The organism is Bacillus subtilis subsp. subtilis str. 168, from assembly GCF_000009045.1.
Lineage (GTDB): Bacteria > Bacillota > Bacilli > Bacillales > Bacillaceae > Bacillus > Bacillus subtilis.
The window spans coordinates 2,834,955-2,851,262 of sequence record NC_000964.3; the positions used below are offsets into that span (position 1 = coordinate 2,834,955).

The following is a 16,308-nucleotide window of genomic DNA, read 5'->3' on the forward strand; positions in this document are numbered from 1 at the left end:
TGTTATTTCATTCTGCCAAAAAGATTAAGCAAAATTGATAATACCACACTTATAATAATACAAGTGACAACCGGGAAGAAAAACGTAACATTTCCTTTTTTTACAAAAATATCTCCCGGCATCTTGCCGACAAAATGCAAAACTGCTCCGATAATAAGCAAAACAGCACCAAGAATCATAATGATCTTAGGAAATTCAGTCATATCGGGGAGCCTCCATTTGGAAATGATGATAAACGGCCGGTGTCACGATCCTTCCACGCGGCGTTCTTTGTATAAATCCAATTTGCAGCAGATATGGTTCATATACGTCTTCAATCGTATGCGATTCCTCGCCGATGGTAGCTGAAATCGTATCAAGGCCTACTGGGCCGCCGTTGAATTTTTCGATCATGCCCATCAGCAGCTTATGATCAATATGATCCAAACCGAGGCGGTCAACCTGAAGCCGCTCCAGCGCATTCTGAGAAATGTCTTCCGTAATCCTGCTGTCACCCAGCACTTGGGCGAAATCGCGCACCCTTCTCAGCAGGCGGTTCGCCACGCGGGGCGTCCCTCTCGATCTTCTTGCAATTTCAAGAGCCGACGGTTTATCAATCTCAACCTCGAATACATCAGCGGTTCTTGTGACAATATCCGCCAGTTCTTCTTGTGTATAGTACTCAAGGCGAGACATTACGCCGAATCTGTCTCTTAAAGGAGCCGTCAAAAGCCCCACCCTCGTCGTGGCTCCCACCAGCGTAAAAGGCGGAAGGTCGAGGCGAACCGAGCGGGCAGATGGGCCTTTGCCAATCACAATGTCCAGGCAAAAGTCTTCCATTGCAGGATAAAGCACCTCTTCGATCGATCTGTGCAGCCTATGTATTTCATCAATAAATAATACATCTCCCGGTTCCAGCGCCGTTAATATAGCAGCCAAATCACCAGGCCTTTCAATCGCAGGCCCTGATGTCGTCCGCAATTCCACTCCCATTTCATTAGCAACAATCGAAGCAAGCGTTGTTTTTCCGAGTCCGGGCGGCCCGTACAGAAGAACATGATCCAGCGTCTCCTGTCTCATTTTCGCCGCATCTATAAACACGCGCAAATTTTCTTTTACCTTATGCTGCCCGATATACTGTGCCAGATTTTGCGGCCTCAGGCTTTGCTCTATCACTGATTCATGGTTGTCTGCTTCACTTGAGACGAGCCGTTCATCCATGAACATCACCTTACTTTAATAGTTTTTGTAATGCTTTTTTCACATATTGGTCTGTTGTCAGCCCAATTTCTTCTTTAAGGTGAGGAAGCACCTTTTTGATTTCTTTTTCAGCATATCCGAGAACCCTGAGGGCTTCAAGTGCTTCTTCAAGAGCCGTTTCCGCTGTTTGCTTTTCAAGCCTTTCTTCATGATTAAACAGATTTTCAATCATTTCAGGCACAACATCTGCCAGCTTTCCTTTTAAATCTAGAATAATCTGGCGTGCGGTTTTCTTTCCTACTCCAGGAAACTTGACCAAAAAAGCTTCATCTTCATTTTCAATTGCTTGGATGACCGCTCCGGGATCACCCGAGCCCAAGATGGCAAGTGCTCCTTTCGGGCCAATTCCGGTCACGTTTAACAGCTTTGTAAAGAGCGCCTTCTCCTCTCTTGTTGAAAAACCATAAAGCGAAAAAGCATCCTCTCTGATATGATGGTATGTAAAAATCGTTTCTTGGCTTCTCTCCTTATATATAAACGGATTCGGCGTGAAAATCTGATAGCCGATGCCGCCGTTCTCTATGACAATATATTGGGGAGATACATAATCAATCGTCCCTTTAACAAATTCAATCACGCAAATTCACCTCTTTGACTGTTCTTCATTGTACCATAAAAACAGCCAAAGTCTTATAGAAAAGTTAACATATGTTCGCTTCTCTCTCATTCTTTCACGAAAAAAAAGACATGAATACATGTCTTCAATCAGCGGACGCTACCCGCTGTATGTCTTCATATGTTCGATGACATCCTCAAACTCCGCTTTTGTCCGAAATGGAATGCCTTTCAGCAGATTTTTTTGCATATGGCTTTCCAGCCTTTCTAAATCAATTTGAAAAAAAGACTGAATTGGTTCGGAAGCTGGCTCAGGCCGCCCATGAAAAGTGGAAATCACTCCATTATCCGATACACCGATATACCCGTTGACCTTGCTGAGCGGAGAAATATCGTCCATTTGCTTCCGGAAGAGCACATATCCCTTTTTTTGTTCCACTAGCGTCCATCCGGCATAAGCTGCCCAAAAATCATCCATAGAAAACACTTTTTCATGCTTATGCTCAATGCTGACATCGCCGTCCAAATACACCTTTTCAAGCTGCACATGCACCTGCAGCGGCTCATAGTGCTCCACTTCCGCGCCAAGTGCGCGGGAAGGAGCTCCTATTAAAAATACTGCCGCTGAGCAAAGAATGCCCAGCAAAAGATACGCCGTGCTGAATCGTTTCACCCTCTACACCTCTTTGCACACGTTTATGATTAGTTTGACCAAAGAGGCTACTGCTTAACCGTTTTATCAAAATTTGTCTGCACATTTTCCCTGACAAACCGTTCCTCCGTATACACATCTGTGCTTTGCTCAGAAATTGTCAAGAATCGCGTCAGAAAGGCACTGAAAAAATACAATGCCGCAAAGATCCAAATCACGCCACCTGCACCGAGCGGCCCAATGAAAAGACTCACGATGCCCGGCGCGATAAACGCACATAAACCAGATCCCAAATTCAACACTGACATGGCAGCACCTTTATTATCAGGTGCAAGCGTCGGCAAAAGCGCGCTTAATGGGACGTACCCTGCTAAAGCCGCGCCGTAGCAGCAGGCGATAATCATGAGCACCCAATACTGATGCCCGATCAGCTGAGGCGTGTAATACAGCGCCAGCGTAAAAATACCGCATCCGACACCGCCAAACCACATGACCGTATTGCGCCAGCCTAGTTTATCTCCGACTGCACCGAAAATGATATTAAACACAATATTCACAAAAAACAGCGTCCCCCATATTTGCAGCCATTCCGAAACCGAATACCCGTATCGTGCTAAATAAGTAGGAAGAAAGATGGCAAATCCAAATTGTCCTATCGCATTAATCGTCTTGACCACTCCGCCGATGCCTACCTTAGGGTTTTCAAACATAATCGTAAATGCCTTCGACAGTTCTTTCCATTTCGGCTGATCTTGTTTTTGTATCGGAGTAAATTTATCTTTGTTAAAAAATAAGGCAAGAATTCCGCCTGCCGCCACAAACAGTAAAGCGCTCCAAAGCGTATTGATTTCTCCAAAGGCCGGAACTGCATAGCTGGAATAGAACGGACCGAGCACGTTAAGGCCGCACGTAAACATAAACCAAAACCAGCCGACGGCTTTTCCAAGAATATTTTGAGAGGTGCTGTATGACACCCATACGAGAAAAGAGTATGCAAACAGCGGATATCCCAAGCCTCTAAGAGCATAGCTGCCCAAGAGAGCCGGATAATACATATGAGGAATCGCCCAGCCGATAAAAGCGGCCGAACCGAGGATAAATGCAAGCAATCCGACAGTCATCGTTTTTCTCGGCCCCCAAGTTTGGACAAACGTTCCTGAAAGCCAAGCTGAGATGGTGACAGCAATGCCGTACATGGTAAATAACGATGCGGATTGCTGCATACTGAGACCATGATCAACGAGAAAAGGAGACAGCCAGCCTTGTTCGAGGCCGTCTCCAACCATAAAGATGACAACGCCAATATAACCCCAAACCATGTGAGAAGGAATTCCGATTTTGTTCAAAACATTTCCTTTAGCATGTACTGTATTCATTTTCTCCACCGCCTACTTAAAGTATCAATGGAGTATATACCCAAGCTTGCTGAATTGTAATCCTGTTAGATTAAAAAGCGATTTTTTCAGTGTGCTCAATGCTAACAGGCATGCCAAAAGCAAGCGATTGCTGTGCTGCTCTGGCGATCCTCCCGGCCTGTAAACCGTCATTGCCGGTGCAGGGAGTCTCCTGGTTTGTGCCGATCGCTTCTGCAAAACGGAGAATCTCCTCCTCATATGAATCCTTATAGCGTTCAAGGAAAAAGAAATGCGGTTTATCCTTCATCACAAAATCAGCTGTTGACACCTCAACCGTTGTCGGCCTGCTATTGTCAGCCGCTGCAGAGCCTTTCGTCCCGAAAACCTCAACCCGCTGGTCATATCCGTACACAGCTTGGCGGCTGTTATCAATCACAGCCATGGCACCGTTTTCAAAAGTCAGTGTAATAACAGCTGTATCAATATCACCCAGCTCCGCAAAAGAAGGATTCACCAAAGCCGCCCCTTTGGCATACACTTCCGTCACTTCGCTTCCCATAATATATCTGGCCATATCAAAATCATGGATCGACATATCCATAAACAATCCGCCTGACGTACGGACATAATCTATATTCGGGGGTTCTGGGTCCCGGGACGTGATTTTTAATAAATGAGGTGTACCGATTTCACCATTTTCAACAATCGTTTTGATTTTCTTAAAATGAGGATCAAAGCGGCGGTTAAATCCGACTTGAAGTGTTACCCCGTGTTTCCGGACAGCCGCAAGCGCTTCACTCGTTTCGTCCAGAGAGAAACTAACGGGCTTCTCACAAAATATATGCTTTTTCGCCTCGGCTGCTTCTTTGATCATCTGTGCATGTACGGCTGTAGGAGAGCAAATAAAAATAGCATCAATATCAGGATCATGTAATAAATCACGATAATCAGAGGTTATGTATTCAATCTGATGACTGTCGGCCCAGCTTTTTATACGGCTCGCCTGAATGTCAGAGATTGCTTTTATTTTCATGTGAGGAATCCGGCTTATATTTTGAACATGAAGTTTGCCGATGCGGCCTGCACCGATAATCCCTGTCACAATCTGTTTTGTCATGGCTTCTTCCCCCTTGATCATTCACGAAAGCGCTTTATTTAAAATTAATACTATCCCATTTGTAAGCGCTTTTCAAGAATGGAAATTAAACGTTCTATGTCTCTTTTATCACAATTCATGCTTATAAGTAGCCTTCTTCTTCAAGACCAGATACACTAGAATTAGGCTCTTTTTCCTGAACAGTTTATGATTTTCCTATAAACAGCTGCATAAAATAGAGCAAAGAAGGTGAATGAAATGCTGACAAAAGCAGAGGCACTGGCCCATACCGTCATATACCGCAAGAACAGCAGATTTGATAAAGTCAAAGAGAAATCCGAGGAATTAACACTAATCGGCAAGGGAAGAAGCGCCTATGTGTTTGCCTTAACAGAAGGCGGTCGAAAAATGGCGCTGAAAGTATTTTTTCCGGAATATCAAGCGACAGCAGTCAAAGAAGCAGCGATCTATGAAAAATTAGCCGGGTCCGCATTCTATCCTGACATTTACGAAACTGGCGATTCATTTATTCTCATGGAATATATTAAAGGTGAAACCTTTTATAACTGTCTGAAGAAAGGCATTGCAATCAGTGATGACATGATTCAGCAGGTTGAAGAAGCGCTTTCTGACGCCCGGGCAGCCGGACTGAACCCGTCAGATATTCATTTGCGGAATCTGATATTGACAGAAACCGGGGCGGTGCGGGTGATTGATGTTGCGAGATTTGAGCAGACAAAAACATGCACGCAGTGGGACGACTTAAAATCCGCATATCATGCACTCTACAAAAAACCGATATTCCCCAAAAAGATTCCGGGTTTTTGGCTGGAGATCATCGCATTTTTATATAAGAAAGATTGGTTTCAAAAGCATTTCGCACAGCGGAAAAGAAAATATTCTTAAATCAAAAAGGCAGCCGCACAAGCGGCTGCCTTTATCATGTATTTTTTACTTTCTGACGGCAGAAATCAGTTTCATTTGTTCAGGCGACAGCTTAATTCGATAGCCTCTCACAGTTAAGTAGACCGCTTCTGGGTCCTTCTCGCCGGAATGACAATACGTTTTTTCCATTTCTGTCTCCCCTCACCCTTTATTGGCTTTATTTCATCTTATCATTGCTTTATTGAGGTAATTTTAAAGAAATGTAAAGATTATATGAATCCGATATATAGTAAAATGAGAGAAAAAAAGGGAGAGAGTCACATTAAGACCGAAAACACCTTGAGCTTAGATGCAGCCAGAGGTGAACTTGTAAATGAAAAAACACTTGTCAAGAGAACAATCTACTGGAATTACCCGGACAGCCGCCCAGCAGTGACGTGGATCAATCACAATACAGTGAAAATCGGCAATCAGACTTTACATCTTGATACTGATGAAACGTATGATTGGCGAAAAGATGATCATTGGATCCGTGAAGAACCGCCGCAGGCGTCAGTGAGGTGATGAAACATGAATAAGATGAACGGAACAAATGATGAAAAGCATTTCAATCATTTTGTGATTGCTTTATCCTTTATATACGGTTTGACTGAACTAGGCTATTTGTTGCTGAAGGATTTTATAACAATTGCCATAAGTTTGCCTCTGTAGAAAAACGCAGCGTAGTCGATACGCCGCGTTTTTTCTTTTTCCCTTCCTCTTCTTATTGATAATTACAGGTCATATAATGTGACAAATCGATTGTAGAAATAGTTCGATTAGACCAAAATCCTTTTTATACATGTATTCGAATTTGAAGTGAGGGGGAAGCTTGATGGCAGATTTTGTTGCTAGTTTGAATGCGGTCTTATGGAGTACGCCCGTCATTTATATTTTATTGGGAATTGGATTCGCCTTTTCAATTATGACCCGTTTTTTACAAGTCCGACATTTAAAAGAAATGATTGTTCAGATGTTCAAAGGCAAGAGCTCTGAAGCCGGCGTTTCATCTTTCCAAGCGTTATCGATTGCGCTGTCCGGCCGTGTGGGCACAGGAAACATCGCGGGAGTGGCGACAGCAATTGCATTCGGCGGACCCGGTGCAGTGTTCTGGATGTGGGCGATTGCCTTTATCGGGGCGGCGAGTGCCTTTGTAGAATCAACGCTTGCTCAAATTTACAAAGTGAAACAAGACGGTCAATATCGGGGCGGCCCTGCTTATTATATAGAAAAAGGCTTAGGCATTAAGTGGTTTGCCGTCTTATTTGCCGCTGCTGCCCTTATTGCAATGGCCTTTCTAATGCCGGGCGTACAGTCCAACTCCATTGCGGCTGGGATCCAAAATGCATTCGGCATCTCTCCTTTCGTCACAGGGTGCGGTCTGGTTTTATTATTAGGGTTCATTATTTTTGGCGGCGTCAAACGAATTGCCAATGCGGCGCAAATGATTGTTCCATTTATGGCCATTGGATATATCCTGCTGTCTTTGATTATTATTGTCATGAATGTGTCTGAATTGCCTGCTGTGATCTCATTAATATTCAAAAGCGCCTTCGCATTGGATTCCGCTTTTGGCGGCTTGATCGGTATGGCGATTTCCTGGGGCGTTAAACGTGGCATTTACTCAAACGAAGCCGGCCAGGGAACAGGCCCGCATCCGGCAGCTGCTGCAGAGGTTTCTCATCCGGTCAAGCAGGGACTGGTTCAGGCATTTTCTGTTTATATTGACACCTTGTTTGTATGTTCCGCTACAGCTTTCATGATCTTGTTTACCGGCATGTACAATACCCAGGCTGCAGATGGTTCCTTTATCGTTCACCAGCTTAAAGGCGTAGAAGCAGGACCTGGTTTCACACAAGCGGCAATTGACAGTGTTCTTCCCGGATTCGGTGCAGGCTTTGTTGCCATCGCTTTATTCTTCTTCGCTTTTACAACAATTATGGCGTATTACTACATCGCAGAAACAAATATCGCCTATTTAGCACGAGGCAGAGAAAGCAAATGGGCGATGCTTGGCTTAAAACTGATTATTTTAGCCGCCACGTTCTATGGTACTGTGAAAACAGCTTCACTTGCTTGGGCATTAGGGGATGCAGGGCTTGGCATTATGGTATGGCTGAACGTCATTGCCATTGTGCTGCTTGCCAAGCCGGCGCTCCTTGCTTTAAAGGATTATGAGCGCCAAAAGAAGCAGGGCTTAGACCCGATCTTTGATCCAAAAGCGCTGGGTATCAAAAACGCTGATTTCTGGGAGAAAGAATACACTCATGAAAGTGAACGTGTCTCCTGAACATACTAAAACCGGCCCGATATGACCTCGTGCCGGTTTTTTATGAACGATAGTTTGTATACACTTCTTGAACATCATCGTCATCTTCAAGGACGTCTATTAATGTTTCCAGCTTCTCAACAGCCTGATCATCGGCTTCTGCATAGGTATTGGGAAGCATGGTCACCTCCGCCGAAGAAATTAGATATTTCGATTCGAGGGCTGTTTTCACCTCTTCAAAATGCTCAGGCTCTGTGAAAACCTCATATAGGTCTTCTTCAATTCGCAGCTCTTCTCCTCCTGCTTCAAGCACATCAAGCATGAGCTCATCTTCTTCTATTTGCCGTTCAGTACGGTCTATCGTAATGAACCCCTTTCGTTCAAATAAAAAGGCTACACATCCGCTTTCTCCCAGACTTCCGCCATTTTTATTAAAGGCTGTCCGCACATTTGACGCCGTTCGGTTTTTATTATCTGTTACGCATTCAACCATGACGGCAATCCCTGAAGGGCCGTAGCCTTCATAGGTGATTTCTTCATAGCTGCTTCCGTCTTGGCCTCCCGCAGCTTTTTTAATGGCCCGATCTATATTTTCATTCGGCATATTGGCGCCTTTTGCTTTTTCGATGACAAGACGCAATGCTGAATTTGCTTCTGGATCCGCTCCGCCTTCTTTCGCTGCCACATAGATTTCTTTTGCCAGCTTCATAAATATTTTCCCGCGCTTTGCATCCTGTGCATTTTTTCTTTTTTGAATGTTTTTCCACTTGGAATGGCCTGCCATGTTTTCACCTTCTTTTACATTTTCTATGTACACTTTAATGGGAAATGTTCGCTGATGCAAAGAAAAAGGCTGCCGAATATCACTTCCGGCAGCCCTTCCTTCCTAGCGGTTGTTCATTTTATGAAGTTTTCTGAACAGCCCTTTATCTGTTGATACTTGGACGTCACGGCCATTTGCATAGTTGCGCGCTGCTTTTACAACATTATCTCTGTCAGACTTTGTGAACTCTCTGTGGCTTTTGACTGCGATAACTACTCGGTCATCCGATACCATAACTTGTGTGTCATTGACGTTTTTCACTTGTTTCACACGGTTGGCAATTTTTGCAGCCAGTCTTCTGTTTTCTTGGTTGTCATACCCGTTGTTCGCTGCATTCCGATTCATGTTTCGGTTATTCGTGTTGTTATATGTTCCGTCAGTTGCCAAAGGAACACGATCGTCAGCAGTAACACGGTCACGGTTATTTACATTCGTGGTGTTTCGGTTACCGTCGTTCTGATCCTCCATTAATTCAGAAACAGGACCATCGTGGTCGATTCCGTCTCCCTGTCTATCGGCGTCATTTTCATTTGTATAATATCCGATTGGACGGGTATTGCCGTTATTGCGCGTATCATTCATAGCATTATCGTTTGCTCCGCATGCTGTTAAGCCGGCTGTCATTAGAATCAGGCTAGCGATCGTCATTTTTTTACCCAATGGAAAAACCCCCCGTGGACGAATTGAGCATGTTTGCTCGCTTTTATCATGTGCGTATGGGGGGCATGTTAAGCGTGTCAGTTCTCTCCATTTGGCAGTGATCTGCTTGAAAACAAAAAAAGGAACGATTTACATCGTTCCGAACGATCACTCATTTTCTTCTTCCGGACGGCCAAACATTTGGTTTACAGAAGGCTGGTTCGTCATTGGCATAGAAACTCCTGCCGAATATGGGTTTGGATTTGGGTTAGCTGTGCCATATGGCATATTAGGGCTTCCATAAGCTCCCATTCCCGAATGGCCAGGTGCAGAGAAATATGGCTGATGATCACCGTCACAGCCGCAGTCGTCATGATCTTTGTATGGCATGTAACCATGAGCCGCAGCAGGCTGGTATGCTCCCATTACTTGGGGAGTGCCGTAATAAGGGCCATACGGCATATGTCCATACGGAGATCCATAAGCCGGAGATGCGTATTGCGGCGCACCGTATGAACCGTAATGTCCGTGATGGCTGTTTTCATGATGCTGGTTTTCATAACCCGGGTCATACTGAGGCGATACAAAGCCTGGCTGGTATCCATGCATCGGATGCATTGGATAAGCTTGTGCCGGATAGTACGGATAGCATAATCCTGATCCTGGAAGAATTGGCGAAACAGGCACCGGACACGGTACGAAATGAGCCGGATAATGATAATAAGGCTGAACAGCCGGCATCGGCATATTCGGAACTGTGTGATGAACGTTTTCCTCTTCTATACCGCCTACCTCTGGCGCCTTTGGCATATTAGGCATATTCGGATAATTTGCATTTTCCATATTACTCATAGCCTCCTGTTGTGGAAATTGGTCTTGCATATGATACATATGATCCATATTTCCGTCATGATGTTTTTTCGGCTCCTCCGGTTTAGGAGGCGACCAAGGCTGGAAAAGCTGTTTCATATCATAATAATCGTTCACATCAGCTTCAGGGTACACATTTTCCTGCAAATTAGGCATCGGCGGGACATACGGCATGGACTTCTTTTCTTTCGGCTTTGTGTCTTCTACATCGACAACGGATTTAGGCTTCTCTTTCGCATATGGATGTTCTTGCTTCACACTCCCGGCCGCAGGACTTTTGCCCGCTTTTGGCTCTTTTCTGACCGGGACTCCTTCTGACGGCACTTTTATTTTCATTCCAGGCATGATTAAGTCTGGATTGCTAAGCTGTGTATTGAGTTTTTTCACTTCCTCAACATCGACTCCGTACTTTTCAGCTATTTTCCAGAGCGAATCGCCTTTTTGAACGATATGGATTTTCAACGTTTTCCCCTCCTATGCAAAACGTGAACAGTTCAGCTGTGATTACAATATGTTTCTTCACAACATATGCCTGAACAAAAGAAGTTATGAGTAAAGGAAGGGAAAATATTTCTGATCTACGTGATCGAAAGCATTCGATTCAGGGCAAGGAGTGCATCTTCCTGAATGGCTTTTGGCACCTTGATGACGCCTGAAGGTTCTCCTTTTTCAATTTGTTCCAGCGACCACAACAAATGCGGCAAATCAATTCGGTTCATTGTCAGGCAAGGGCACATGTCAGGGTTGAGTGATTCGATTTGTTTATCTGGATGCTCGTGAATGATCCGCTGAACAAGATTCATTTCTGTCCCGATTGCCCACTTGCTTCCCGCCGGAGCCTGGTTGATTGTGTCGATAATATATTTCGTTGATCCGTTATCATCGCTTAGTGTCACGACTTCGTGTGAACATTCCGGGTGCACAATGATCTGAATGTCGGGGTCTCGCTCTCTCATATCATGGATATTTTTAGTGGTGAATTTCTCGTGAACAGAGCAATGCCCTTTCCACAAAATCACTTTCACATTCGTATGCCCGGATTCAGCTACTAATTCATCTTTCATCGGATCCCACACAGCCATATCTTCAAGCGCAATGCCCAGATCATAAGCCGTATTTCTCCCTAAATGCTGATCAGGCAAAAATAAAATTCTTTTTTTCTGTGTAAACGCCCATTCAAGCACTTTTTTCGCATTCGAAGAAGTTACAGTTGCTCCGCCATGCTTTCCGACGAATGCCTTGATCTCCGCAGTGGAGTTCACATAAGTTAAAGGTATGATCGTATCTCCAAATATATGCTGAAGCTTCTTCCATGCCCTATTGGTCTGCTGCATGTCAGCCATGTCAGCCATAGAACATCCAGCTCTCATATCTGGCAGGACGACCGTTTGCTGCTCGCTTGTCAGCATATCGGCGGTTTCTGCCATAAAGTGAACGCCGCAAAATACGATATAATCCGCTTCTTTGTTTTTTTCCGCTACTTGGGCCAATTGCAGGGAGTCGCCTGTTTGGTCAGCAAATTGTATCACTTCATCCTTTTGATAATGATGGCCTGGTATAAAGAGCCTGCTGCCGAACTTTTTCTTAATGGCGGCAACGCGCGTTTCCATATCCTTTCTCGATAGTTCTTTATAACTTTCGGGCATCATATCATTCGATTGTTTGATCACATCAAGAATTGACATAACAGCATTCCTCCACAGATTCATTTGATAACGTAACATCCATGCTGATATCTAAACTTTTGACGGAATGAGTCAGAAATCCTAATGAAATATAATTCACACCCGTCCCTTTAAAAGCAGGCAAAGATTCTAACGTAATCCCGCCAGAGGCTTCAGTTTTTATATTAGCCGGTGTGAGCTTTGCAAAATGACGGACCGTATCAGGCGGACAGTTGTCAAACATAATAACATCCGCTCCAGCTGCAATTGCTTCCCGCAGCTGTTCCTCCGTTTCAATTTCCACCTCGATATTTACCATGTGCCCTGCGGCCTGACGGGCTTTTTTGCACGCCTCTAAAATAGAGCCGCATGCTGCGATATGATTATCTTTAATCATGATGCCGTCATACAAACCGAATCGATGATTATACCCGCCGCCGGCTCTGACAGCATATTTCTCCAGCATTCTGAGCCCCGGTGTTGTTTTTCTCGTGTCACAAATTTTAATCTGTTCATCATCCAGACACCGAACAGCCTCTCTTGTCATTGTCGCAATTCCTGACAGCCTCTGAATAAGATTTAATACGACCCGCTCTCCTGAAAGGAGCGCAGCTGCGGGACCGTGTAACTCGGCAATCACTTCACCTTTATGCAACATGTCCCCATCTTTTTTGTGTAAAATGCTTTGAACATTTTCGTCCAATAACGAAAAGCCTTCTTTTATGATCGCTGCTCCTGCAAAAATACCCTCTGACTTTGCAACAATCTCCGCTTCACAGCTCTGTTCTCCAAAAATAGACTGCGATGTAAGATCCCCTGTCCCAATATCCTCAAGAAAAAAGTGATTCAGTAATTTTTTCAGCTGTAAATGATTCATTGTTCCAAATCCCCTCGTTTTTTCTGATCTTCGTTCCTTTTTTTGTATGGACAATTTGTCTTCCTTGCCAGCTCACCTCAGCATGAGGAAAATCGGTGCGGAAGTGAGCCCCTCTGCTTTCCTCCCGCAAAAGCGCAGAAAACGTCATCAGCTTTGCAGTTTGCCATAGATGAGAAAGTTCCATCTGCCGAATTGTGATATCCTTCACATTTACTTCCTGAAAAGGCAGCGTATGAAGCCAGATGCTAAGCTCAATCAAACTGCTTTGTTCCCGCAGAATAGACATGTGGCTTGTCATTTTGCTTTGCAGTTCATGCCCCTCTATATCCGGCACCTCGTAGAAGACACTGGTTTCTAGCCCTGATTGATATTGCCTGTTATAAACCGGTTTTTGGATAATATGCTCTGCTGCCCTTTTTCCAAATACCAGCGCTTCCAATAAAGAATTGCTTGCAAGCCGGTTTGCTCCATGTAAACCGGAGCATGCTGTCTCGCCAATCGCATAAAGCCCCGGCACTGTCGTTTCTCCCCAGCGATTAACTGAAACACCTCCCATTAAGAAATGCATTCCCGGAGCAACAGGAATTTTTCCGCTGTGGATATCAATCCCTGCTTTTTCACAAATAGCGGTGATGGTAGGGAAACGCGTTTCAAAATCAGAAATCGCACTGAAGTCTATATAAACGCGATTTCCTTTTGCCATTTCTTCGTGAATAACCCGTGAGACAATATCTCTTGGAGCCAGGTCACCTAAAGGATGCCGTTCAGCCATAATCCTGCGGCCGTTTTCGTCTACTAAACATCCGCCTTCCCCTCTGACAGCTTCTGAAACAAGCCCGTAGGAAACACCATTTTTCACAAGCAGTGTCGGGTGAAACTGAGTAAACTCCAAATCCGTTAATTCCGCCCCGGCCCGGTAAGCCAGAGAAAGACCGTCACCTGTGACAGTGAGATCATTCGTATGGTGAAGAAACAGGTTTCCACAGCCGCCGGCAGCCAGCACAACTTCGTCTGCGTGCCTTACCTTGAGCCGCCCTTTGCTGTCTTTTGTCATGACGCCGATACATCGTCCGTCCTCTATAAGCAAATCTGCTGCCGTTTCATTCTCGATTAACTTGATTTTGCTGTTGATCCGTTTGAGCAAATAATCGATAAGCAGCCTGCCTGTTGCGTCTCCGCCTGCATGAAATATGCGGTTGTATGAGTGGGCCCCTTCTCTTCCAAGACAAACACCGCCTCGTTCATTGCGGTCGAATGGAAATCCACGCTCCAATAGGCTTTGAACCATCATTTTTCCATCATGTAATACGTCTGCTACAATAGCTAGATTATTATGGCCGCACCCTGCGTATAACGTATCCTCCAGATGGGCTTCAATCGAGTCATCTTTTGCATAGGCCGCAGCAATCCCGCCTTGTGCATAGACAGAATTGCTGTTTTTGACGCTTTTTTTTGTGATAACAGTCACTTCGTATGAGGGCGGGAAAGCTGCAGCTAAGGAAAGTGCCGCCGCCCCTGAACCGATGACTGCAATCGTCTTTTTAGACATATGCCATCCTCCTGTTGTTTACACCTGTCTTGACACCTATATTTACACAAGGATAAAATAAACTCAAGAGTTTTTTATGGAGAACGGATGGAGGAAGACCGGATGATTTATTTAGATTATGCAGCGACAACGCCTATTTGTGAGGAAGCCCTTACTGTATATCAGAAGCTTAGTATGGATATGTACGGAAATGCCAGCAGCCTGCATGATGCAGGAGGAAAAGCAAAGCACATACTGGAGTACTGCCGTGAAAAAATCGCCAACATCATTGGCGGAGAAGCAAGCGGCATCTATTTTACAAGCGGCGGCACTGAATCCAATTTTCTGGCCATTCAATCATTGTTAAACGGCCTGCCAAAAACGAAAAGACATTTTATTACGACTGCCATGGAGCATCAGTCCATTCATAATTGCGCTGCTTTTTTGGAACAGCAGGGATATGATGTAACAGTCATTGAACCGAATGAATACGGGCTTATTACCGAGGAAATATTACTAACCCATATCCGGCCGGAAACAGGCCTTGTATCTATTCAGCATGCAAATTCTGAAACCGGGATCATTCAGCCCATTCAACACCTGTCTTCATACCTGCACAATAAGGGGATTCTTCTTCATTGCGACGCTGTTCAAACGTTTGGAAAGATCCCGATCAATACAAAAAATCTGGGAGTAGATGCACTCTCAATGTCCAGCCATAAAATCCACGGTCCTAAAGGAGTAGGGGCGGTCTATATCCGGCCGGATGTCCCTTGGAAACCCGTTTATCCTCTGACTACTCACGAATACGGATTCAGAGCCGGCACCGTAAATGTTCCCGGGATCGGTGCCTTCACTGCCGCTGCAGAATTGATCGTAAGCGAAATGGAAAAACAGATATCCCGCAATGAGGCATTAAGAACATACTTTCTAGACCAAATCCGTATTCGGTCTCTCCCTGTAACCCTTGCAGCAGACACTTCGAAAGCAGAATGTCTTCCGCATATTATAGGGTGTTTTTTTCACTCATTTGAAGGACAATATGTTATGTTAGAATGTAATCGGAGTAATATTTGCATTTCAACCGGCAGCGCTTGTTCTGCAGGTTACCACGGTCCGTCTGAAACAATGAAAGCATTAAGAAAAACCGAACAAGAAGCTCTGCAATTTATCCGCATCTCTTTTGGCAGGCATACAACAGCTGAACAGCTGGAACAGTTATTACATACGTTTACAGTGCTTTGGGAACAAAAGAAAGGAGAATTTGATATTGACCGAAGAATTAAAGCTAATGGGCGCCAACAGGCGTGACCAGCTTCTTCTGTGGCTGAAGGAATCTAAATCACCGCTGACAGGAGGAGAACTCGCAAAAAAAGCGAACGTCTCAAGACAGGTTATTGTACAGGATATATCGCTCTTGAAAGCGAAAAATGTACCGATTATCGCCACAAGCCAAGGATATGTATACATGGATGCAGCCGCTCAGCAGCACCAGCAGGCAGAAAGAATCATAGCATGTCTGCACGGTCCTGAACGGACAGAAGAGGAACTGCAGCTCATCGTCGACGAAGGCGTTACAGTAAAAGACGTAAAAATCGAGCATCCCGTATACGGAGATTTAACTGCAGCCATCCAAGTAGGCACCCGGAAAGAAGTTAGCCATTTCATCAAAAAAATCAATTCTACGAATGCTGCCTACTTATCACAGCTGACCGACGGCGTGCACCTGCATACACTGACAGCACCTGATGAACATCGCATCGATCAAGCCTGCCAAGCCCTCGAAGAAGCCGGCATTTTAATTAAAGACTAAAAAA

The 16,308-nt window shown here is 44.7% G+C and carries 19 protein-coding genes; 6 read left to right on the forward strand and 13 right to left on the reverse strand.

Features of this window, described 5'->3' with window-relative positions; all coding sequences use genetic code 11:
- Positions 1-2: 2 nt before the first annotated feature.
- The 6 genes from yrzS to yrbE form a co-directional block, all read right to left on the reverse strand.
- Positions 3-203, reverse strand: coding sequence for a conserved membrane protein of unknown function (gene yrzS, locus BSU_27729; protein YP_003097768.1), 201 nt, complete (start codon positions 201-203; stop codon positions 3-5).
- Positions 196-1,200, reverse strand: coding sequence for a Holliday junction DNA helicase, ATP-dependent component (gene ruvB, locus BSU_27730; RefSeq protein YP_054590.1), 1,005 nt, complete (start codon positions 1,198-1,200; stop codon positions 196-198). Before ruvB ends, yrzS begins: the two co-directional genes overlap by 8 nt.
- Before the next feature lie 10 nt (positions 1,201-1,210).
- A complete protein-coding gene (ruvA, locus tag BSU_27740; protein ID NP_390652.1) occupies positions 1,211-1,816 on the reverse strand; it encodes a Holliday junction DNA helicase in 606 nt (201 codons plus the stop codon).
- A 138-nt stretch (positions 1,817-1,954) separates the two neighbouring features.
- The gene (gene bofC / locus BSU_27750; RefSeq protein NP_390653.1) at positions 1,955-2,467 is read right to left on the reverse strand and encodes a bypass of forespore C, intercompartmental signaling factor; all 513 of its coding nucleotides are present in this window, start codon (positions 2,465-2,467) and stop codon (positions 1,955-1,957) included.
- Positions 2,468-2,514: 47 nt separating this feature from the next.
- Positions 2,515-3,822: a putative catecholate siderophose exporter gene (gene csbX, locus BSU_27760; protein NP_390654.2), complete on the reverse strand. Its 1,308-nt coding sequence runs from the start codon at positions 3,820-3,822 to the stop codon at positions 2,515-2,517.
- 70 nt (positions 3,823-3,892) lie between these two features.
- The gene (gene yrbE / locus BSU_27770) at positions 3,893-4,918 is read right to left on the reverse strand and encodes a putative inositol-related oxidoreductase (protein NP_390655.1); all 1,026 of its coding nucleotides are present in this window, start codon (positions 4,916-4,918) and stop codon (positions 3,893-3,895) included.
- 237 nt (positions 4,919-5,155) lie between these two features.
- Between yrbE and yrzF the strand changes: the two genes are divergently transcribed.
- A complete protein-coding gene (gene yrzF / locus BSU_27785) occupies positions 5,156-5,803 on the forward strand; it encodes a putative serine/threonine-protein kinase (protein ID NP_390656.2) in 648 nt (215 codons plus the stop codon).
- 45 nt (positions 5,804-5,848) lie between these two features.
- Here the strand turns inward: yrzF and BSU_27786 are convergent, their stop codons facing one another.
- Entirely contained in the window at positions 5,849-5,971 is a 123-nt protein-coding gene (locus BSU_27786; protein ID YP_009513992.1) for a hypothetical protein, read from the reverse strand.
- Positions 5,972-6,055: 84 nt separating this feature from the next.
- On the opposite strand from BSU_27786, the gene yrzH reads away from it, so the two are divergent.
- The 3 genes from yrzH (at position 6,056) to alaP (ending at position 8,111) form a co-directional block, all read left to right on the forward strand.
- Positions 6,056-6,346, forward strand: a complete 291-nt coding sequence (gene yrzH, locus BSU_27800) for a hypothetical protein (protein NP_390658.2) — start codon at positions 6,056-6,058, stop codon at positions 6,344-6,346.
- A 6-nt stretch (positions 6,347-6,352) separates the two neighbouring features.
- On the forward strand, positions 6,353-6,493 hold the full coding sequence (gene yrzT, locus BSU_27809; RefSeq protein YP_003097769.1) for a hypothetical protein: 141 nt from the start codon (positions 6,353-6,355) through the stop codon (positions 6,491-6,493).
- 163 nt (positions 6,494-6,656) lie between these two features.
- A complete protein-coding gene (gene alaP, locus BSU_27810; RefSeq protein NP_390659.2) occupies positions 6,657-8,111 on the forward strand; it encodes a sodium/proton-dependent alanine transporter in 1,455 nt (484 codons plus the stop codon).
- Positions 8,112-8,151: 40 nt separating this feature from the next.
- Here the strand turns inward: alaP and yrbC are convergent, their stop codons facing one another.
- The 6 genes from yrbC to nadB form a co-directional block, all read right to left on the reverse strand.
- Complete coding sequence (gene yrbC, locus BSU_27820; protein ID NP_390660.1) at positions 8,152-8,874, reverse strand: putative factor regulating gene expression; 723 nt, start codon at positions 8,872-8,874, stop codon at positions 8,152-8,154.
- A gap of 102 nt (positions 8,875-8,976) precedes the next feature.
- Complete coding sequence (gene sgpA / locus BSU_27830; RefSeq protein NP_390661.2) at positions 8,977-9,573, reverse strand: spore germination protein; 597 nt, start codon at positions 9,571-9,573, stop codon at positions 8,977-8,979.
- A gap of 147 nt (positions 9,574-9,720) precedes the next feature.
- Positions 9,721-10,884 (reverse strand): morphogenetic protein associated with SpoVID, encoded by a 1,164-nt coding sequence (gene safA, locus BSU_27840; RefSeq protein ID NP_390662.1) that lies wholly within the window; start codon positions 10,882-10,884, stop codon positions 9,721-9,723.
- A 116-nt stretch (positions 10,885-11,000) separates the two neighbouring features.
- Positions 11,001-12,107, reverse strand: a complete 1,107-nt coding sequence (nadA, locus tag BSU_27850; protein ID NP_390663.1) for a quinolinate synthetase — start codon at positions 12,105-12,107, stop codon at positions 11,001-11,003.
- The gene (gene nadC, locus BSU_27860) at positions 12,094-12,963 is read right to left on the reverse strand and encodes a nicotinate-nucleotide pyrophosphorylase (quinolinate phosphoribosyltransferase) (protein NP_390664.1); all 870 of its coding nucleotides are present in this window, start codon (positions 12,961-12,963) and stop codon (positions 12,094-12,096) included. Before nadC ends, nadA begins: the two co-directional genes overlap by 14 nt.
- Entirely contained in the window at positions 12,917-14,512 is a 1,596-nt protein-coding gene (nadB, locus tag BSU_27870; RefSeq protein NP_390665.1) for an L-aspartate oxidase, read from the reverse strand. The genes nadC and nadB overlap by 47 nt, the downstream gene beginning before the upstream one ends.
- 102 nt (positions 14,513-14,614) lie before the next feature.
- On the opposite strand from nadB, the gene nifS reads away from it, so the two are divergent.
- The gene (nifS, locus tag BSU_27880) at positions 14,615-15,802 is read left to right on the forward strand and encodes a desulfurase involved in iron-sulfur clusters for NAD biosynthesis (RefSeq protein NP_390666.1); all 1,188 of its coding nucleotides are present in this window, start codon (positions 14,615-14,617) and stop codon (positions 15,800-15,802) included.
- On the forward strand, positions 15,762-16,304 hold the full coding sequence (gene niaR / locus BSU_27890; RefSeq protein NP_390667.2) for a transcriptional repressor of de novo NAD biosynthesis: 543 nt from the start codon (positions 15,762-15,764) through the stop codon (positions 16,302-16,304). The genes nifS and niaR overlap by 41 nt, the downstream gene beginning before the upstream one ends.
- Positions 16,305-16,308: the final 4 nt, after the last annotated feature.

Bases quoted from the DNA above. Each gene is read 5' to 3' on its own strand.
- yrzT (YP_003097769.1), top strand. From the start codon at position 6,353: ATGAATAAGATGAACGGAACAAATGATGAAAAGCATTTCAATCATTTT.
- yrzF (NP_390656.2), top strand. From the start codon at position 5,156: ATGCTGACAAAAGCAGAGGCACTGGCCCATACCGTCATATACCGCAAG.
- yrzS (YP_003097768.1), bottom strand. From the start codon at position 203: ATGACTGAATTTCCTAAGATCATTATGATTCTTGGTGCTGTTTTGCTT.
- nadC (NP_390664.1), bottom strand. From the start codon at position 12,963: ATGAATCATTTACAGCTGAAAAAATTACTGAATCACTTTTTTCTTGAG.
- BSU_27786 (YP_009513992.1), bottom strand. From the start codon at position 5,971: ATGGAAAAAACGTATTGTCATTCCGGCGAGAAGGACCCAGAAGCGGTC.
- nadA (NP_390663.1), bottom strand. From the start codon at position 12,107: ATGTCAATTCTTGATGTGATCAAACAATCGAATGATATGATGCCCGAA.
- alaP (NP_390659.2), top strand. From the start codon at position 6,657: ATGGCAGATTTTGTTGCTAGTTTGAATGCGGTCTTATGGAGTACGCCC.
- nadB (NP_390665.1), bottom strand. From the start codon at position 14,512: ATGTCTAAAAAGACGATTGCAGTCATCGGTTCAGGGGCGGCGGCACTT.
- ruvB (YP_054590.1), bottom strand. From the start codon at position 1,200: ATGGATGAACGGCTCGTCTCAAGTGAAGCAGACAACCATGAATCAGTG.
- yrbC (NP_390660.1), bottom strand. From the start codon at position 8,874: ATGGCAGGCCATTCCAAGTGGAAAAACATTCAAAAAAGAAAAAATGCA.
- yrzH (NP_390658.2), top strand. From the start codon at position 6,056: ATGAATCCGATATATAGTAAAATGAGAGAAAAAAAGGGAGAGAGTCAC.
- csbX (NP_390654.2), bottom strand. From the start codon at position 3,822: ATGAATACAGTACATGCTAAAGGAAATGTTTTGAACAAAATCGGAATT.
- yrbE (NP_390655.1), bottom strand. From the start codon at position 4,918: ATGACAAAACAGATTGTGACAGGGATTATCGGTGCAGGCCGCATCGGC.
- nifS (NP_390666.1), top strand. From the start codon at position 14,615: ATGATTTATTTAGATTATGCAGCGACAACGCCTATTTGTGAGGAAGCC.